This window comes from Stenotrophomonas sp. PvP093 (assembly GCF_017876915.1).
Classification (GTDB): Bacteria; Pseudomonadota; Gammaproteobacteria; order Xanthomonadales; family Xanthomonadaceae; genus Stenotrophomonas; species Stenotrophomonas muris.
The window spans coordinates 3,182,482-3,199,768 of record NZ_JAGIOX010000004.1; the positions used below are offsets into that span (position 1 = coordinate 3,182,482).

The following is a 17,287-nucleotide window of genomic DNA, read 5'->3' on the forward strand; positions in this document are numbered from 1 at the left end:
ATGGCATCCCGACCCAACCCCGCGCAGTTGTTCGCCCGGGTCCAGGCAGACGATCTCGATGGCGCCCTGCAGGCGGGGCTGATGGACTACGTCGCCCGAGCCGGCGACGAACAGCTGCTGCCTGGCCACCCGGACCTTCCTCAGCGGCTGCAGCAGGCCCAGCAGCAACTGCGTACGGCCTGGGCCGCACGCGAACGCTATCGCGCCCGCGCGGTGCGCCTGGCCCGCCGCGAAGCCGAGCGCGATGCACGTCGCACCCCGCCCCCGGCGCCGGACGTGAAGCCCCCGCTGCCCGCCGCGGCGGCCGCGATTCTCGCCCGGGCCAAGGCCCGCGTCACCGGCAAGGAGCCGTAATGGCCACCGCGAAGAAGACTGCCCGCGCACCGGCGCGGCGCGGCGGCCGCATGCCGCGCGCCGACGTGGTGGAAATGTTCACCCGCCTGCGCGAGCTCAATCCGCACCCGAAGACCGAGCTTGAGTACAGCTCGCCGTTCGAACTGCTGGTGGCCGTGGCGCTGTCCGCCCAGGCCACCGACGTCGGCGTCAACAAGGCCACCCGCCGCCTGTTCCCGGTCGCCAACACGCCGGCGAAGATCCTCGCGCTCGGTGAGGATGGCCTGAAGCCGTACATCGCCACCATCGGGCTGTTCAACGCCAAGGCGAAGAACGTGATCGCCACCTGCGCGATCCTGCTGCAGAAGTACGGCGGCGAAGTGCCGCGCGACCGCGAAGCGCTGGAAGCGCTGCCCGGTGTGGGCCGCAAGACCGCCAACGTGGTGCTCAACACCGCCTTCGGCGAGCCGGTGATGGCGGTGGATACGCATATCTTCCGCGTCTCCAACCGTACCGGCCTGGCCCCCGGCAAGAACGTGCGCGAAGTGGAAGACACGCTGGTGAAGGTGATTCCGGCCGAGTTCCTGCTCGACGCGCACCATTGGCTGATCCTGCATGGCCGCTACGTGTGCAAGGCGCGCAAGCCGGATTGCCCGGGCTGCGTGATCGCCGACCTGTGCCGGTTCAAGGAAAAGACCACAGCCGAGACGTGACGCGGATCGTGTTGTGACGAAACGAAGACGGCGGGCACCAGGCCCGCCGTCCGCGTGTATGGACAAGGGTGCTTCAGGAGATCAGAACGACAGGTCGCCCCAGACGCCGAATTCCTTGGTCTTGTCGTTCTTCTTGTCGCTGGCGTTGGCCAGGTGCGTGTACTTGTACACGGTCGACAGCTTGAGGTTCTTCATGACCGGGAACTCGACGCCGACGTTCCAGTACTTGTCGCTCAGGGTCGGGTCCAGGGTCTTGCTGACGTCGGTGTCATCGTAACGACCGAACACGTTGATGCCGCCGTCGGTCACGCGCACGCTGCCCCACACCGACCAGCCACTGGTCTTGTCGGTGGCAACGGTCAGCACGTTGTTGAGGTTCTTGGCCTGGAAGTACTCGCCGCCGACGCGGAAGTTGCTGTCGGCGTAGGCCACCATCGCGTTGGCGCGGGTGTAGGTGTTCTCGGCGCTCTGGATGTCGGTTTCCTTGCCCAGCTTGCCGCTGTAGCCGCCGACGGCGACCACGAAGTTCTCGTTCGGGGTGTAGGCCACGCGGCCTTCCACGTCCATGCCCTTGCTGCGGGTCGGGTTCTTGTAGCCGGCGCCGGACACGACCGAGACGGCGTAGTTGAAGTTGTTGCCCAGGTTGCCGAAGCCATGCAGGCCCCAGTCGGACGAGTTGCCGTACTTCAGGCGGTCGGTCAGGGTGTTCTCGACATAGCGCATGCCGTAGAACTTCTCGACGTACGGGATCCACGGCATGTCGGCGGCACCGACGCGCAGGTTGAAGGCCGGGTCGAAGCTGCCCTGCACGTAGGCCTTCTTGACGAACAGTTCGGTGTTGCCGATGGCCGAGCTGTACTGGAAGTCGGTGGTCAGGTTGGCCGACCAGATGTCGTTGAACTTGTGGTCGACGGTCAGGTAGAAGCGCTTGACGTCCAGGCCGGTGCCGCTGGCGGCGGTGTCCTTGCCGTTGCTGGTCTTGTCGATGTTGGTCAGGTCGAAGAACATGCGACCGCCAATCTTGTTGTCATTGACCAGCTTGGCCAGCTTGTCGACGCTGGTCTGGGTCTTCTGCGCACCTTCCAGGGCCTGCGCCTGGGTGATGTTCACTTCGGACTGCGCGTCGGACTGCGCCTGCAGCGCCTGCGAATCGTTCTGCAACTGCTGGACCTGGGCCTGCAGCGCAGCGATCTGTGCCTGCAGCTGCTGCAACTGTGCCTGGGACACGCCCGAGCTGGCGGGGGCTGCGAAGGCGTCGGCGGAAACCAGACCGAGGCTTGCAACGACCGCGGCGGCGAGCAAATGGGAACGCATTTTGGATTTCTCCAGAGGGTTGGAATGGCTTGGGCAGAACGCCACGCCGGCAGGCCGGTCAAGCGTTTTGCGAACGTTCCGTTAAAACCATGACAGCCGAATGACAGATTGAGCACCAACCCCAGATTTCTTCGTGCGGTCATGCGTACGACTCATTTGCGCGCACATGCTTATCGATCCGTTGCGCCCCATGGCGTGGTGTATCGGCACCGACACGCGGGCAAGCCGCCGGGTCACCCTGGTCCGCACCGCCCGGCTTCGCGCGGATGACGCGGAATCCCTGCGCAACGCCAGGCGCAGACCGCGCGAAGGGAGGCAGCCGTCACCTCATCGGCCACCCATGCAAGGTGACCGCAACCGGCGCCGGCGCACCTCCCTTGTGCCCGCACGACCGCCTCAGCCGCTGCGCGAAACCTTCACGGCCCGCGCTGCGCAAGCGTCAGCCAGCGCTGTAACGGATGCGTCACACAACGGTCCCCGCGCTGTCATCGAACCGTTATGGAATGTGCGCCGGGCGGGTAACCCCGCATCCCAATCAACCCAGGAGCCACCCCGTGATCCACGCCTTCAAGTCGCGCGTTGCCGTTGCCGTCTTCGCAGCGTCGTCCGTGTTCGCCGCCAACGCCGCTGAAATCACCGGCGCGGGCGCCTCGTTCATCTACCCGGTGATGTCGAAGTGGTCGGCCGACTACAACGCTGCCACCAGCAACAAGGTCAACTACCAGTCGATCGGTTCCGGCGGCGGCATTGCGCAGATCAAGGCCAAGACCGTTGATTTCGGCTCTTCCGATGCACCGCTGAAGCCGGAAGAACTGGCCGCCTCGGGCCTGGCCCAGTTCCCGTCGGTGATCGGCGGCGTGGTGCCGGTGGTCAACGTGGCCGGCATCGCCCCGGGCGCACTCAAGCTGGACGGCACCGTGCTGGCCAACATCTTCCTGGGCAAGATCAAGACCTGGAACGACCCGGCCATCGCCGCGCTGAACCCGGGCGTGACCCTGCCGAGCGCCAAGATCACCGTCGTGCACCGCTCGGATGGTTCGGGCACCACCTTCAACTTCGTCAACTACCTGTCCAAGGTCAGCCCGGAGTGGAAGAGCTCGGTCGGTGAAGGCACCTCGGTCCAGTGGCCGGCCGGCATCGGCGGCAAGGGCAACGAAGGCGTTGCTGCCTACGTGAAGCAGATCAAGGGCGGCATCGGCTACGTCGAACTGTCCTACGCACTGCAGAACAAGCTGTCGTACACGGCGATGAAGAACGCTGCCGGCAGGTTCGTGCAGCCGAGCGATGCATCGTTCGCCGCCGCTGCCGCCAGCGCCGACTGGGCCAGCGCCAAGGACTTCTACCTGGTGATGACCAACGCCCCGGGCGCCGAGTCCTGGCCGATCACCGCCACCAACTTCATCCTGGTGCACAAGAAGCCGAAGAACGCTGCCAACGGCAAGGCCACCCAGGAGTTCTTCCGCTGGGTCTACAAGAGCGGCGACGCCCAGGCCCGCCAGCTGGACTACGTGCCGCTGCCGGACAGCCTGGTCCGCCAGATCGAGACCTACTGGTCGCAGAACCTGAAGTAAGCACGTTCCCCCGCAGGAACGGGGCCGGCGGGTCCTCTCTCCCCCGCCGGCCCCAACCGGGCGCGAGATCCTCGAGATCTCGCGCTCTTCTTGTTTTCGGGGATGCATGCATCTGCCTCTGCAGCGCCGAGCCCACGCTCGGCTGGGTGCTGGAGCGTGCGGACCGACGGTCCGCACCTACCGAGGGCAGGGAGCCGTCGAACATGGCTTGACTCCACAAGGGCCAACCGGCCGCCATACCGGTGCGCAGATCCGGGGTCTCCGGGGCTCTGCCGGATGGGGGCCAACCCGGTGAAACCCTTGTCAGAACGTGATCCAGGACACCTCTGTCATGGTCGTAATACGGCTGTAACAAAAACATCATTTCATAGCCGCATCCGCCGACCACGTCGGCTCTTCCCCGCTATGGAGTGACCATGAAACTGCACTCGGCCGGCCTTGCCGCCCTTTCCCTGGCCATCGCCCTGGGCCTGTCGGCCTGCGGTGGCGACAAGCAGGCCGCGCAGCAGCCGGCGGCCGACGGTGCCGCTGCCCCGGCCGCTGCCGGTGCCAAGGTGACCGCCGAAGTGTCCGGCGCGGGCGCGTCCTTCATCTTCCCGCTGGTCTCCAAGTGGTCGGCCGACTACAACGCCACCACCGGGGCCAAGATCAACTACCAGTCGATCGGCTCCGGCGGCGGCATCGCCCAGATCAAGGCCGGCACCGTCGACTTCGGCTCCTCCGACAAGCCGCTGAGCAGCGAAGAGCTGGCACAGGCCGGCCTGGCCCAGTTCCCGTCGGCCATCGGCGGCGTGGTGCCGGTGGTCAACATCGAAGGCCTGGAAGCCGGCAAGCTGCGCCTGAGCGGCGCCCTGCTGGCCGACATCTTCCTGGGCAAGGTCAAGACCTGGAACGATCCGGCCATCGTCGCCGCCAACCCGGGCGTGAAGCTGCCGGACGGCAAGATCACCCTGGTCCACCGTTCGGACGGTTCGGGCACCACCTTCAACTTCTCCAACTACCTGTCCAAGGTCAGCCCGGAGTGGAAGAGCAAGGTCGGCGAAGGCACCTCGGTGCAGTGGCCGGACGGCGTCGGTGGCAAGGGCAATGAAGGCGTCGCTTCGTACGTGAAGCAGATCAAGGGCTCCATCGGCTACGTCGAGCTGGCCTACGCGCTGCAGAACGGCATGCCGTACACCGCCATGCAGAACGCCGCCGGCAACTGGGTCGAGCCCAGCGCGGAAACCTTCGCCGCGGCGGCCGCCAGCGCCGACTGGGCCAGCGCCAAGGACTTCAACCTGGTCATCACCAACGCCCCGGGCGAGCAGGCGTGGCCGATCACCGCCACCAACTTCATGCTGATGCAGAAGCAGCCGAAGGACGCCAAGCGCAACCAGGACACCCTGGCCTTCTTCAAGTGGGCCCTCGAGAACGGCCAGGCCCAGGCCAACGAGCTGCACTACGTGCCGCTGCCGGCCGAACTGGTCAAGCAGATCGAGGCCTACTGGGCGACCGACCTGAAGTGACGGACTCGACGGTGCCCGCCCCGCGCGGGCACCGCTTCCACGCCGTGCCGCCCCGCCCCTTCCTGGCCCTGCCGTCCCCATGAATGCCATCGCCCAGCCTGTAGCCGCCCCGTCCACGCGTGATGCGCGTGATGCCCGCAACGACAAACTGTTCCGATGGGTGCTGGTCGGCACCGTCATCTTCGTCCTGATCGCCCTGGCCTGCGCCGCGCTGTCGATGCTGTGGGGCGGCCGCCATGCCCTGCAGATGCAGGGCCTGAGCTTCTTCTTCTCCGCCGACTGGAATCCGGTCGAAAACAAGTTCGGCGCGCTCGCCCCGATCTACGGCACCCTGGTCACCGCCGTCATCGCGATGGTCATCGCCGTGCCGGTCAGCTTCGGCATCGCCTTCTTCCTCACCGAAGTCGCGCCACGCTGGCTGCGTGGCCCGGTCGGCACAGCCATCGAACTGCTGGCCGGCATTCCCTCGATCATCTACGGCATGTGGGGCCTGTTCGTGCTGGTGCCGGTGATGACCGAGTACGTCACGCCGTTCCTCAACGAGACCCTGGGCGAATGGCCGATCATCGGCCCGATGTTCCAGGGCCCGCCGCTGGGCATCGGCATGCTCACCGCCGGTTTCGTGCTGGCGATCATGGTCATTCCGTTCATCTCCTCGGTGATGCGCGAAGTGTTCCTGACCGTGCCGACCCGCCTGAAGGAATCGGCCTATGCGCTGGGCTCCACCAAGTGGGAAGTGAGCTGGGACATCGTGCTGCCCTACACCCGCTCGGCGGTGATCGGCGGCATCTTCCTCGGCCTCGGCCGCGCCCTCGGCGAGACGATGGCGGTGGCCTTCGTGATCGGCAACAGCGTGCGCCTGTCGCCGTCGCTGCTGGAACCGGGCACCACCATTGCTGCGCTGATCGCCAACGATTTCGGTGAAGCCACTGAAACCTACCGTTCGGCCCTGCTGCTGCTCGGCTTCGTCCTCTTCATCGTCACCTTCGTGGTGCTCGCCATCGCCCGCCTGATGCTGATGCGCCTGTCCCGCAAGGAGGGCAACTGATGTCCAGCACCGCTGATTCGCTGTACCTGCGCCGCCGCATCGGCAATGTCGTTGCGATCACCGCCTCCTGCGCCACCGCGCTGTTCGGTTTGTTCTTCCTGGGCTGGATCCTGTTCACCCTGGCCTCCAAGGGCCTGGCCGGCATCAACCTGGATCTGTTCACCAAGATGACGCCGCCGCCGATGCAGGAAGGCGGCCTCGCCAACGCGTTCTTCGGCAGCGCCGTGATGTGTGCGCTGGCCATCGGCATCGGCACCCCGCTGGGCGTATTGGCGGGCACTTGGCTGGCCGAGTACGGCAACGCCCGCAAGGCCGGCACCGTGGTCCGCTTCGTCAACGACATCCTGCTGTCGGCCCCGTCCATCGTGCTCGGCCTGTTCGTCTACACCCTGTACGTGATGCAGACCGGCGGCAACTTCTCGGCGTTCGCCGGTGCGCTGTCGCTGGCCTTCATCGTGCTGCCGGTGGTGGTACGCACCACCGACGAGATGCTGCGCCTGGTGCCCTCGCAGATGCGCGAAGCGGCCCTGTCGCTGGGCATCCCGCAGTGGAAGGTGATCGTGCAGGTGCTGTACCGCAGTGCCTCGGCCGGCATCATCACCGGCATCCTGCTGGCACTGGCCCGCATCTCCGGCGAGACCGCACCGCTGCTGTTCACCGCCTTCGGCAACCAGTACTGGAACAACAACATCTTCCAGCCGATGGCCTCGGTGCCGGTGGTGATGAACCAGTTCGCCGGCAGCCCGTATGAATCCTGGCAGGTGCTGGCCTGGGCCGGTGCCCTGGTGCTGACTGTCTTCGTGTTGCTGGTCAGTCTTGCCGCCCGCGGCATCCTGCTGCGCAACCGTATCTCCCATGACTGACCTTTCCGTGGATAACGCCATGAACGACCTTTCCAACGCCGTGCCGATGCAGCGCATCGCCGTGCCGTCCTCGCACGAGAGCCTGCACACGCCGTCGCCGGTGAAGCTGGCTGCGCGTGGACTGGACTTCTACTACGACAAGTTCCACGCCTTGAAGGGCATCAACCTGGAAATCCCGGAAAAGCGCGTGACCGCGCTGATCGGTCCTTCCGGTTGCGGCAAGTCGACCCTGCTGCGCATCTTCAACCGCATCTACGCGCTGTACCCGAAGCTGGAAGCGCGCGGTGAAGTGCTGCTGGACGGCGAGAACATCCTGTCGCCGAAGTACCCGATGAACCGCCTGCGCAGCAAGGTCGGCATGGTGTTCCAGAAGCCGGTGCCGTTCCCGATGACCATCTTCGAGAACGTGGCCTACGGCATCCGCCACCACGAGAAGCTGAGCAAGGCCGACATGGCAGACCGCGTCGAGCAGGCGCTGCGCCAGGGCGCGCTGTGGGACGAAGTGAAGGACAAGCTGGGGCAGAGCGCACTGGGCCTGTCCGGCGGCCAGCAGCAGCGCCTGTGCATCGCCCGTGCCGTGGCCCTGCGCCCGTCGGTGCTGCTGCTGGACGAGCCGACCTCGGCGCTGGATCCGATCTCGACCAGCCGCATCGAGCAGCTGGTGGAAGAACTCAAGCACGAGTACACCATCGTGATCGTCACCCACAACATGCAGCAGGCCGCACGCGTGTCCGACTACACCGCCTTCATGTACCTGGGCGACCTGATCGAGCACGACCGCACCGAAGTGATCTTCTCGCAGCCGTCGCAGCGGCAGACCGAGGACTACATCACCGGCCGCTTCGGCTGAAACGTCAGTCGAGCACGGCTCGACCCTGCAGACACCATCAGTCGAGTGTGGCTCGACTCTACAGAGTGGAACAACCATGAACCTTCCCAACGACCACATCGTCAAGAGCTACGACGAAGAGCAGCAGCGCCTGGTGGCCGAGATCGTGCGCATGGGCGAGATGGCCGTCGCCCAGCTCGAAGCGTCGATGGACGTGATCGAGAAGCGCGACGAGAACGCTGCCCATCGCATCATCGCCAACGACGAAGCCATCGATGCGCTGGAGCAGCAGATCAGCCATGACGTGATGCGCCTGGCCCTGCGCGGCCCGATGGCGCGCGACCTGCGCGAGATCCTCGCCGGCCTGCGCATTCCGGCCGACATCGAGCGCATCGGCGACTACGCGGCCAATGTTGCCAAGCGTTCGATCGCGCTGGGCAAGGTGCCGCCGCTGCCGCAGATCCAGGGCCTGCGTGCGCTGGGCCGCCTGGCCGCGCAGCAGGTCCGGCGTGCCATTGCCGCCTACCGCGACAACGATGCTGATGCCGCGCTGGAACTGCGTGAGGACGACGCCCGTCTGGACGCGCAGTACACCGCGCTGTTCCGCGAGCTGCTGACCTACATGATGGAAGACCCGCGCAACATCACCCCGTGCACGCACCTGCTGTTCATGGCCAAGAACCTGGAGCGCGTGGGCGACCACGCCACCAACATCGCCGAAAACGTGTGGTTCCTGGTGCACGGCGAGCAGCCGCTGCCGCCGCGCGAGAAGCGCGACGAGACCTCCAGCACCGGCCAGCCCTGACGCTGCACTGCAACACCGGAGTCGACTCCAAGGTGGCCGCTGTCCTGGTGACAGCGGCCTTTTTCTTTGCGGTGTTCCCCAGGATTGTGGGCGCCGGGCTTGCCCGGTGCGGACCTGCCGGAGGCTTCTGTAACAGATCTCACGAAAATTTGAGGTCTCGGCGAGGATTCGTTGAGTAGGATCGCTGCACCATCGATTCACCCCGGGCACCTGCCCACCACCCAGGAGTAAGACCGATGAGCAGTTCGAACAAGACCCTGTCCCTGCTGACCGCTACCGCCCTGGCCGCCGGCCTGGGCATGACCGCCAGCGCCTCGGCGCTGAGCATGAGCGACCTCGCCCAGGGCTACCTGGTGGCCGGCCAGGCAGCCAAGGCCAGCACCGATGCCAAGGCCGCCGATACCAAGATGGCAGCCGACGCGACCAAGCACGCCGAAGGCAAGTGTGGTGCCGACGGCAAGACCGGCGAAGGCAAGTGCGGTGCCGACAAGGGCAAGGCTGCCGGCGCAGCGGGCGCCAAGGCCAAGACCGGCGACACGAAGTCGGCTGAAGGCAAGTGCGGCGAAGGCAAGTGCGGTGGCAAGCACTGACGTCCGCGCCAGCCTCGTCCACCCGCAGTCGCCGCTTCGCGCGGCGGCTGCAGGGTTGGGCCTGCGCCGGGCGCTGCTGCAGGATCTGCGTGACGCTCCGGCAGGCGACTTCGACTTCCTGGAATGCGCGCCGGAGAACTGGATCCATGTCGGCGGCCCGGCCGGTGATGCCCTGGCCGAACTGGCACACCGCCATCCGCTGAGCTGCCACGGCCTGTCGCTGTCGCTGGGCGGCAGTGCCGCCCTGGACACCCCGCTGCTGGAACAGGTCGGCCGGTTCCTCGAAAAGCACCGCGTGCCGCTGTACAGCGAGCACCTGAGCTACTGCAGCGACGACGGCCACCTGTACGACCTGCTGCCGATCCCCTTCACCGACGAAGCCGTGCGCCATACCGCGCAGCGCATCCGCCGCGTGCAGGACCTGCTCGGCCGCCGCATCGCGGTGGAGAACGTGTCCTACTACCTGGCGCCGGAACCGGCGATGGACGAGCTGGCGTTCACCAATGCGGTGCTCGCCGAAGCCGACTGCGACCTGCTGCTGGACGTCAACAACGTCTACGTCAACGCCTGCAACCACGGCTACGATGCCGATGCCTTCATCGCCGGCCTGCCCGCGCAGCGCATCGTCTGCCTGCACGTGGCCGGGCACCTGGACGAGGCACCCGACCTGAAGATCGATACCCATGGCAGCGCGGTGATTGATCCGGTCTGGGAGTTGCTGGCGCGTACCTATGCTCGCATCGGCCCACGCCCCACCCTGCTCGAACGCGATTTCAATTTCCCGCCCTATGCGGAACTGCAGGGCGAACTGCAGACCATCCGCCGCCTGCAGGCCGCACACGCCGGGGCTGCACATGGCTGACGCTATCGACACCCTGCGCGCGCAGCAGCACGCGTTCACCGCGCACCTGCGCGATCCACAGGCGGTGCCGGCACCGGCCGGCCTGGATGCACGCCGGTTGGCGGTGTACCAGCACCTGCTGTTCAACAACCTGCTCGGGCTCCTGAGCAACGGTTTCCCGGTCTGCATCCGCCTGCTCGGCGAACCGGCATGGAGCGCGCTGGTGCGCCACTACTTCGCCACCCATCGCTGCCAGACCCCCCTGTTCACCGAGCTGGCCGCCGAGTTCGTGCAGTGGCTGCAGGCACAGCCGCAGCTGCCGCACCCGGCGCTGGCCGAACTGGCCCACTACGAGTGGGTGGAAACCGCGCTGTACCAGTTGCAGGCCGAGCCACTTCCTGCGCCTGGCGATGTCGATCCGCTGCGGGTGCCGCTGCAGCGTTCGCCGCTGGCGTGGCCGCTGCTGTACCAGTGGCCGGTGCACCGTCTCGGTGCAGAGGATGCGCCGACCCAGCCCCTCCCAGAACCCACCGGCCTGCTGGTCCGCCGCGAAGCCGACGGTGAAGTGCGATTCGCCGCGCTCAGCCCCTTGGCGGTGCACCTGCTGTCCAGCATCGGTGAACAGCCTGGGCTGGAAGGCCGTACGTACCTGCAACGCCTCGCCACCACGCATGGGCTGGCCGAAGACGCGCTGGCCGGCCCCGGTGCCGCGCTGCTGCGGCAGTTCCTGCAGGCCGGCGTGATCGGCCCGCTCACCGCCCCGCCCTGACACCCCATTTGCGGAGATCCCCTGATGAACCTTCCGACCCTGGCCGCCGCGCGTGGCCAGCTGGACCGTCTCGCCCCCTGGTTGGCCCCGCTCGGCCTGCGCCTGCTGCTGGCCTGGGAATTCTTCGAATCCGGCCGCGAGAAGCTGCGCGGCCAGAACTGGTTCGCCGACCTGCAGGACGCCTTTCCATTCCCGTTCGACCAGTTGCCGGCCACCCTGAACTGGCAACTGGCGACCTGGTTCGAACTGCTCGGGGCGGCCTGCCTGCTGTTCGGTTTCGGCACCCGTTTCGCCGCCGCGAGCCTGCTGGTGCTGACCGTGGTGGCCACCTATACGGTGCATTGGCCGATGGAGTGGAACTCGCTGGCCGACCTGGCCATGGGCTATGCGATCAGCGACCAGGGCTTCGGCAACTTCAAGCTGCCGGTGCTGTTCATGGCCATGCTGCTGCCGCTGATCTTCACCGGCGCCGGCAAGCTGAGCGTGGACGCCTGGTTGGCGCGGTGGTCTCCCTCGGCCACACCTGCGCGGCCAGCGGTTCGGTAGATGCCGACCTTGGTCGGCGCGTCATGTGCCAACCAAGGTTGGCACCTACCGGGTTCTGCGTTCGTGCCACCACGGTGGCTGGCATGGGCTGCGTGGCCGGGCGCTCAGGGCTGCTCTGATAGAATTCACGCATGACTGACCCCATCCCCGCACCTGCCGCCGTTCCCGATTCCGCAGTTCCCCAGGCGCAGCGCGCGATGTCACAACGCTTCCGCGGCTTCCTGCCGGTGGTGGTGGATGTGGAAACCGGCGGCTTCGACAGCCAGCGCAATGCGCTGCTGGAAATCGCTGCGGTGCCGATCGAGATGGACGAGAACGGCCTGCTCTACCCCGGCCAGACCGCCAGTGCCCACGTGGTCCCGGCCGAGGGCCTGGAGATCGACCCGAAGTCGCTGGAAGTGACCGGCATCATCCTCGACCATCCGTTCCGGCTGGCCAAGGAAGAAAAAGCGGCGTTGGACCACATCTTCACTCCGGTGCGTGCGGCGATGAAGAAGTACGGCTGCCAGCGCGCGATCCTGGTTGGCCACAATGCCCATTTCGACCTCGGCTTCGTCAACGCGGCCGTGGCGCGGACCGGCCACAAGCGCAACCCGTTCCATCCGTTCAGCGTGTTCGACACGGTCACCCTGGCCGGTATCGCCTACGGCCAGACCGTGCTGGCGCGTGCGGCCACTGCCGCCGGGCTGGGTTGGGATGCGAATGAAGCGCACAGCGCGGTATATGACACCGAGCAGACCGCGCGGCTGTTCTGCACCATCGCCAACGCCTGGCCGCGGTAAGAAAGCGCTTTCTGTAGAGCCGGGCCATGCTCGGCTGCACCTTTTTCCGCGCTGCCGCGCGGTGGTCGAGCACGGCTCGACTCTACAGGCCGACGTCGTTCCATCGATGCATGGTGGCGAATCAATCGCCGCACAGTAGATCCACGCCATGCGTGGATGCGATCAACCAATGCTCGTGCGATCGCGGCCGTCGCTCTTGGCGCGGTACAGCGCGCGGTCGGCGCGCTGGTACAGCAGCGCCGGGGTGCGGTCGTCGGCATCCAGCTCCACCAGCCCCGCACTGAAGGTCACGCGCAGGCCTTCCACACCGGCCCAGTCGGGGTGGTCATGGAACAGGCCGCGCAGGCGCGCGCACAGCTGCGCGGCTTCCTCCAGGCGGGTGTCATTGAGCAGCAGCGCGAACTCTTCGCCGCCGGTTCGCGCCGGCAGGTCGGAGTCGCGGCTGGCGGCTGCGATCAGCGTCGCCACCTGCACCAGCACGGCATCGCCGATGCTGTGGCTGTGGCGGTCGTTGACGTCCTTGAAATGGTCGATGTCCAGCACCACCAGGCACAGTGGATGACCACTGCGCTGCGAACGGGCGAAGTCACGCGCCAGCGTCTCGTCGAAGCCGCGGCGGTTGGCCAGCCCGGTCAGCGCATCCTCACGGGCCTGGCGCTCGAAGGCTTCGGCCTGGCGCGCCAGGCGTTCGGCCAGCTCGGTCTTTTCCTGGTTCAGCGCCTGCAGGTGCACGGTCTTGGCCTGCAGGTCGAAGGTCGCGTCGTCCACCCGCCGCGCCAGGCGCAGGTTGCTGGCCTTCAGCTGCTGCAGCAGCAGGCGGTACAGTGCCACCAGGCCGGCCAGCAGCAACAGCCCGCCCAGCGCCTGCACGCTGCGCCGCTGCCACCAGAACGGCTCGACGCTGAAGCTCCACACCGCCTCCTGTTGGCCCCAGCTGCCGCCCGGATGCGCCGCAGCCACATGCAGGGTGTAGTCGCCCGGCGGCAGGCCAACGAACTCGACGCTGCGCTGCGGGCCACGCTCGACCCAGCCGGCATCGAGGCCATCCAGCCGCGTGCGGTAGCGGATCCGGTCGGACATCAGGTAGCTCAGGCCGACATAGCTCACCGCCAACCGGCGGCCACCGGGAATGTAATTGCGATCCGGTCCCTCCCAGTGCACCGGCGCACCATCCACCTGCACGCTCTCGATCGCCGCCGGCGGCGATGGCCGCTCGCGGAAACGCTGCAGGCGTTGCGGGTCGACCGTGCTCAGGCCACCGGCGGTGACCACCCAGAACGTGCCATCCTGGCGCAGGATCGCCGATGGACTGGAGCTGCCATTGGCCTGTGCATTGGCCATGCCGTCGATCTCGTTGTAGCGCTCCAGCACCACCCGCGGCGTGCGGCCATCGGCCACCGCATTGAGGGTGGCCATGTCGGTGCGCAGCACACCACGGTTGCTGCTGATCCAGACATTGCCGAGGCGGTCCGGCACCAGCTGGAACACCGCGTCCACCGGCATGCCCTGCTCCAGGCCGACCCGCGCCAGCGTACCGTTGCGCCAGCGGTACAGGCCACGATCACTGCTGATCCACATCGCATCGCCCAGCTGGTGGAAACCGAACACGCTGCGGCCGCCCCCCAGCGGGGCCAGGTCGATCGACTGCACGTGGTCGCCACGCAGCACGCGGATGCCTTCGATGGTGCCGATCCACAGGTTGCCCTGGTGATCATGCTCGAGCGCGGTGATCAGGCCGCCGGGCATGCCCGGCACGTTCGAGACCTGCACCCGGTCGCCGTCGATGCGCACCACGCCCTTCTGCGTGCCGGCCCAGACCACGCCCTGCGGGTCAACGGTGATCGCACGGATGTTGCCGCCCGGCATGCCGTCAGCCGCCGCATAGTTGTGGCGCAGGCCCCCATCGCGACCCAGCCGGTAAACGCCGTCGCCGAAGGTTCCCACCCACAGGTCACCGTCCGGCCCCTGTGCCAGGCTCAGTACCGAGGGCGCCTTGCCGCCGCGGTTGTGCAGCGGCACCGCGCGGAAACGACCGTCGCGGGTCTGGAGGTCAAGGCCGCTGGCGCTGCCGACCCACAGCTGGCGGTCGCGATCCTCGAACACCGTGCGCACGTAGTCGCCACTGAGCCCATCGCGCTCGGTGAAGCTGCTGAACAGTGTTTCGCGCAGGCGGTACAGGCCCCCATTGGCTCCCACCCAGATGCTGCCTTCGGCATCCTCGCGCAGGCTGACCACGCGTCCGCCCGGCAGGTTCAGGCCGGCCGGCAGCCGCTCCAGGCCATGGGCGGAAATGCGCAGCAGGCCCTGGTTCTCGGTACCCAGCCACAGATCGCCATGCCGGTCCTGCAGCATCGAGGTCATGTGCAGCTGGCCCGGCAGGCGGTGCACCAGCACCAGCTGGTCGTCCTCCACCCGGTACAGGCGCTCGCCGGCGACGATCCACAGCGCGCCATCCGGTGCCCGGTACGGCCACGACAGGCCGCTGCCGGCGCCCAGCCCCCACGCGGCGGGCGCGCGCTTGAGCACGCCGTCGTTGTCGCGCAGCACCAGCCCGTCGAGCGTGCCGACCCATACCCGGTCCTGGGCATCGACCACCAGCTTGGTGAAGCTCATCGCCATCGGCAGGTCCGCCGCCGGTGCCTGGTAGACGATGCCGGCATCCGGCGCCAGGTAGCCGATGCCCTTGCCTTCGTACAGCAGCCACAGCCGGCCCTGGCTGTCCATCTGCATGGACTGGATCAGCACCTGCGGTGTACCGGCCTGGTGCTCCCAGACCCGCCATTGGCCGTCGCTGCCGCGGTGGCTGACGTTGCCGCGCGAATCGCTGATCCACAGCCCGCCCTGGCGGTCGACGAACAGTGCGCCGATGCCGTTGTCGCGCAGGCCCGGGCGCGTACTGCGGTCGAACACGGTGAAGTCCAGTCCGTTGTAGCGCACCAGCCCTTCCCAGGTGGCGAACCACAGATGGCCCTCCGGCGTCTGTGCGATGTCGCGCAGCGAGTTGTGCGGCAGGCCGTTGCGCGAGGTCCATACGTCGATGGCGTAGTCGCGCAGCGGGGGCGCGCCCTCCTGTGCCGCCAGCGGCAGCGCGAGGGCCAGCAGCAACCACAGCAGGCCCTGCCGCAGTGCCCGCCTGAATCCTGATGCGCGGCGCTCCACCCAACGCCCCTCGTCCCCCTGCCCGCCCATCACCGCAGCAGCGGCGGCCAGGTGCGGCTGCAGGGCGCGGCAGCGTGCGGGAACAGCCGGGCAGCGCGCACTGGCATGCCGGCGGGAACGGGCTGGCTCATCGAGGGGAGACTGGGGAGATGGGCAGATGATAGGCCAAACCCCGGCCCCGGCGTCACCGTCCGCGGCCCGCCGGCTCAGCCGGCGCGGCCGGGCGCCACCACCTGGGCACTGGCCGGCCACTGCACCACCGCCTCCAGGCCACCTTCGGCCCGGTTGCGCAGCCACAGCCGCGCGCCGTCCTTCTCGGCCAGGGCGCGGGCGATGGTCAGGCCCAGGCCGGCCCCGCCGGTCTGGCGCGAACGCGAGGTTTCCACCCGCACGAACGGATCGAACACCGCCTCCAGCTGCTCTTCGGCCAGGCCGGGGCCGTCATCGGCCACCACTACGGTGATCGCACCGCCGCTGCGCTCGACCCGTACCCGCGCCCGCTGCGCGTACATCACCGCGTTGTCCACCAGGTTGGAGAACAGGCGGTGCATGGCCAGCGGACGCAGCATCAGCACCGAACCACTGCCCCCCTCGAAGACCACGTCGGCGCCGCCTTCGGCGGTGTCCTCTACGATGCTCTCCAGCAGTGAATCCAGGTCGAGTGCGGCGCGCTGCTCGGCACTCTCGGCACTGCGGGCCAGTTCCAGGCCCTCGCGCACCAGCGCCTGCATCGCCGCCAGGTCACCGATCAGGCGCTCGCGCAGGGCTTCGTCGCTGACATTCTCCAGGCGCAGGCGCAACCGGGTCAGGGGCGTCTGCAGGTCATGGGTGATCGCCGCCAGCATCTGCGTGCGTTCGGCCAGGTGCCGCTGCAGGCGGTGCTGCATGGCGTTGAAGGCTTCGGCGGCGCGCTGCACTTCACGCGGCCCGCGCAATGGCAACGGGTCGCGCTGCAGATCGTCGCCGAGATCCTCGGCAGCGGCGGCCAGTTCCTGCAGTGGCGCACTGGCCATGCGCGCAACGATATAGGCCAGCACGGCAATCGCCAGCACCAGCAGGGTCAGGAACCACGGGTCCACGGCGAGGATGCCGTTGTGCGCCACCGCCGGCGAGTCCAGCGCCAGTTTCAGCAGCGTGCCGTCGTTGAGGGTCACGTCCACCGCGCGGCACTTGGGCGGGATGAACGCCGGGTCGCGTTCGCGCGGCGGCCGCCGGTGACCCGGCGGTGGCGGCGGCAGCAGGTCCTGCAGCTTGGGAATGCAGGAGCGGCACGAAGCGAAGTGCACATGCGCGCGCGACACCGGTCCGGGGCGGTCTTCCAGCACTTCCATCAGCGCCGTGTCGGCACGCCCGAGGCGGGCTCCGGGCTGCAGCGCGCGCACGCTCGGCCCGCCGATCGCCAGCAGGCGCTCGCGCAGCTCCGGATTGCCGTCCAGCAGGTTGACGTAGCCCTGCAGGCGGTCGGCGATGCGGTTCAGGTTCTGCCGCTCGAACTCCTGCTGGCGCTTGGAAGTGGCCAGCATGGTCGCGCCGATCGCAGCCACCGCCATGCCCAGCAACAGGATCACGAACAACCGCCCGACCATCGAGGACAGGAAATGGCGCAGGCGCTTCATCGC

At 67.6% G+C, this 17,287-nt stretch carries 16 protein-coding genes; 13 read left to right on the forward strand and 3 right to left on the reverse strand.

Annotated features, from left to right (window positions below; genetic code table 11):
- The gene (locus tag J3A72_RS17425; protein ID WP_049442206.1) at window positions 1–354 is read left to right on the forward strand and encodes a hypothetical protein; all 354 of its coding nucleotides are present in this window, start codon (window positions 1–3) and stop codon (window positions 352–354) included.
- Window positions 354–1,046, forward strand: a complete 693-nt coding sequence (nth, locus tag J3A72_RS17430) for an endonuclease III (RefSeq protein ID WP_014646542.1) — start codon at window positions 354–356, stop codon at window positions 1,044–1,046. The genes J3A72_RS17425 and nth overlap by 1 nt, the downstream gene beginning before the upstream one ends.
- A gap of 81 nt (window positions 1,047–1,127) precedes the next feature.
- Here nth and J3A72_RS17435 read toward each other — a convergent pair whose 3' ends face one another.
- Window positions 1,128–2,360, reverse strand: a complete 1,233-nt coding sequence (locus J3A72_RS17435) for a porin (RefSeq protein WP_014646541.1) — start codon at window positions 2,358–2,360, stop codon at window positions 1,128–1,130.
- Between the two features lie 554 nt (window positions 2,361–2,914).
- Between J3A72_RS17435 and pstS (J3A72_RS17440) the strand changes: the two genes are divergently transcribed.
- The 11 genes from pstS (J3A72_RS17440) to rnt all read left to right on the forward strand — a co-directional run bounded on the left by pstS (J3A72_RS17440) (window position 2,915) and on the right by rnt (window position 12,509).
- Entirely contained in the window at window positions 2,915–3,931 is a 1,017-nt protein-coding gene (gene pstS / locus J3A72_RS17440; RefSeq protein WP_014646540.1) for a phosphate ABC transporter substrate-binding protein PstS, read from the forward strand.
- Window positions 3,932–4,347: 416 nt separating this feature from the next.
- On the forward strand, window positions 4,348–5,436 hold the full coding sequence (gene pstS / locus J3A72_RS17445; RefSeq protein ID WP_075075677.1) for a phosphate ABC transporter substrate-binding protein PstS: 1,089 nt from the start codon (window positions 4,348–4,350) through the stop codon (window positions 5,434–5,436).
- A 79-nt stretch (window positions 5,437–5,515) separates the two neighbouring features.
- Entirely contained in the window at window positions 5,516–6,484 is a 969-nt protein-coding gene (pstC, locus tag J3A72_RS17450) for a phosphate ABC transporter permease subunit PstC (RefSeq protein WP_005412771.1), read from the forward strand.
- Entirely contained in the window at window positions 6,484–7,347 is an 864-nt protein-coding gene (gene pstA / locus J3A72_RS17455; RefSeq protein ID WP_014646538.1) for a phosphate ABC transporter permease PstA, read from the forward strand. Before pstC ends, pstA begins: the two co-directional genes overlap by 1 nt.
- Window positions 7,348–7,366: 19 nt before the next feature.
- Complete coding sequence (gene pstB, locus J3A72_RS17460; protein ID WP_005408788.1) at window positions 7,367–8,197, forward strand: phosphate ABC transporter ATP-binding protein PstB; 831 nt, start codon at window positions 7,367–7,369, stop codon at window positions 8,195–8,197.
- A 76-nt stretch (window positions 8,198–8,273) separates the two neighbouring features.
- The gene (gene phoU, locus J3A72_RS17465; RefSeq protein ID WP_005408787.1) at window positions 8,274–8,981 is read left to right on the forward strand and encodes a phosphate signaling complex protein PhoU; all 708 of its coding nucleotides are present in this window, start codon (window positions 8,274–8,276) and stop codon (window positions 8,979–8,981) included.
- 236 nt (window positions 8,982–9,217) lie between these two features.
- Window positions 9,218–9,571: a hypothetical protein gene (locus tag J3A72_RS17470; protein WP_014646537.1), complete on the forward strand. Its 354-nt coding sequence runs from the start codon at window positions 9,218–9,220 to the stop codon at window positions 9,569–9,571.
- Window positions 9,558–10,433, forward strand: coding sequence for a DUF692 domain-containing protein (locus J3A72_RS17475; RefSeq protein WP_032956527.1), 876 nt, complete (start codon window positions 9,558–9,560; stop codon window positions 10,431–10,433). Before J3A72_RS17470 ends, J3A72_RS17475 begins: the two co-directional genes overlap by 14 nt.
- On the forward strand, window positions 10,426–11,181 hold the full coding sequence (locus J3A72_RS17480; RefSeq protein WP_075075676.1) for a putative DNA-binding domain-containing protein: 756 nt from the start codon (window positions 10,426–10,428) through the stop codon (window positions 11,179–11,181). Before J3A72_RS17475 ends, J3A72_RS17480 begins: the two co-directional genes overlap by 8 nt.
- A gap of 24 nt (window positions 11,182–11,205) precedes the next feature.
- Entirely contained in the window at window positions 11,206–11,727 is a 522-nt protein-coding gene (locus J3A72_RS17485) for a DoxX family protein (protein ID WP_075075675.1), read from the forward strand.
- 131 nt (window positions 11,728–11,858) lie between these two features.
- Complete coding sequence (rnt, locus tag J3A72_RS17490; RefSeq protein ID WP_041863214.1) at window positions 11,859–12,509, forward strand: ribonuclease T; 651 nt, start codon at window positions 11,859–11,861, stop codon at window positions 12,507–12,509.
- 162 nt (window positions 12,510–12,671) lie between these two features.
- Here rnt and J3A72_RS17495 read toward each other — a convergent pair whose 3' ends face one another.
- Complete coding sequence (locus tag J3A72_RS17495; RefSeq protein WP_209572061.1) at window positions 12,672–15,698, reverse strand: ligand-binding sensor domain-containing diguanylate cyclase; 3,027 nt, start codon at window positions 15,696–15,698, stop codon at window positions 12,672–12,674.
- A 176-nt stretch (window positions 15,699–15,874) separates the two neighbouring features.
- Window positions 15,875–17,284 carry an ATP-binding protein gene (locus J3A72_RS17500; RefSeq protein WP_075075673.1) on the reverse strand — a complete coding sequence of 470 codons (1,410 nt, stop codon included), beginning with the start codon at window positions 17,282–17,284 and terminating at the stop codon, window positions 15,875–15,877.
- Window positions 17,285–17,287: the final 3 nt, after the last annotated feature.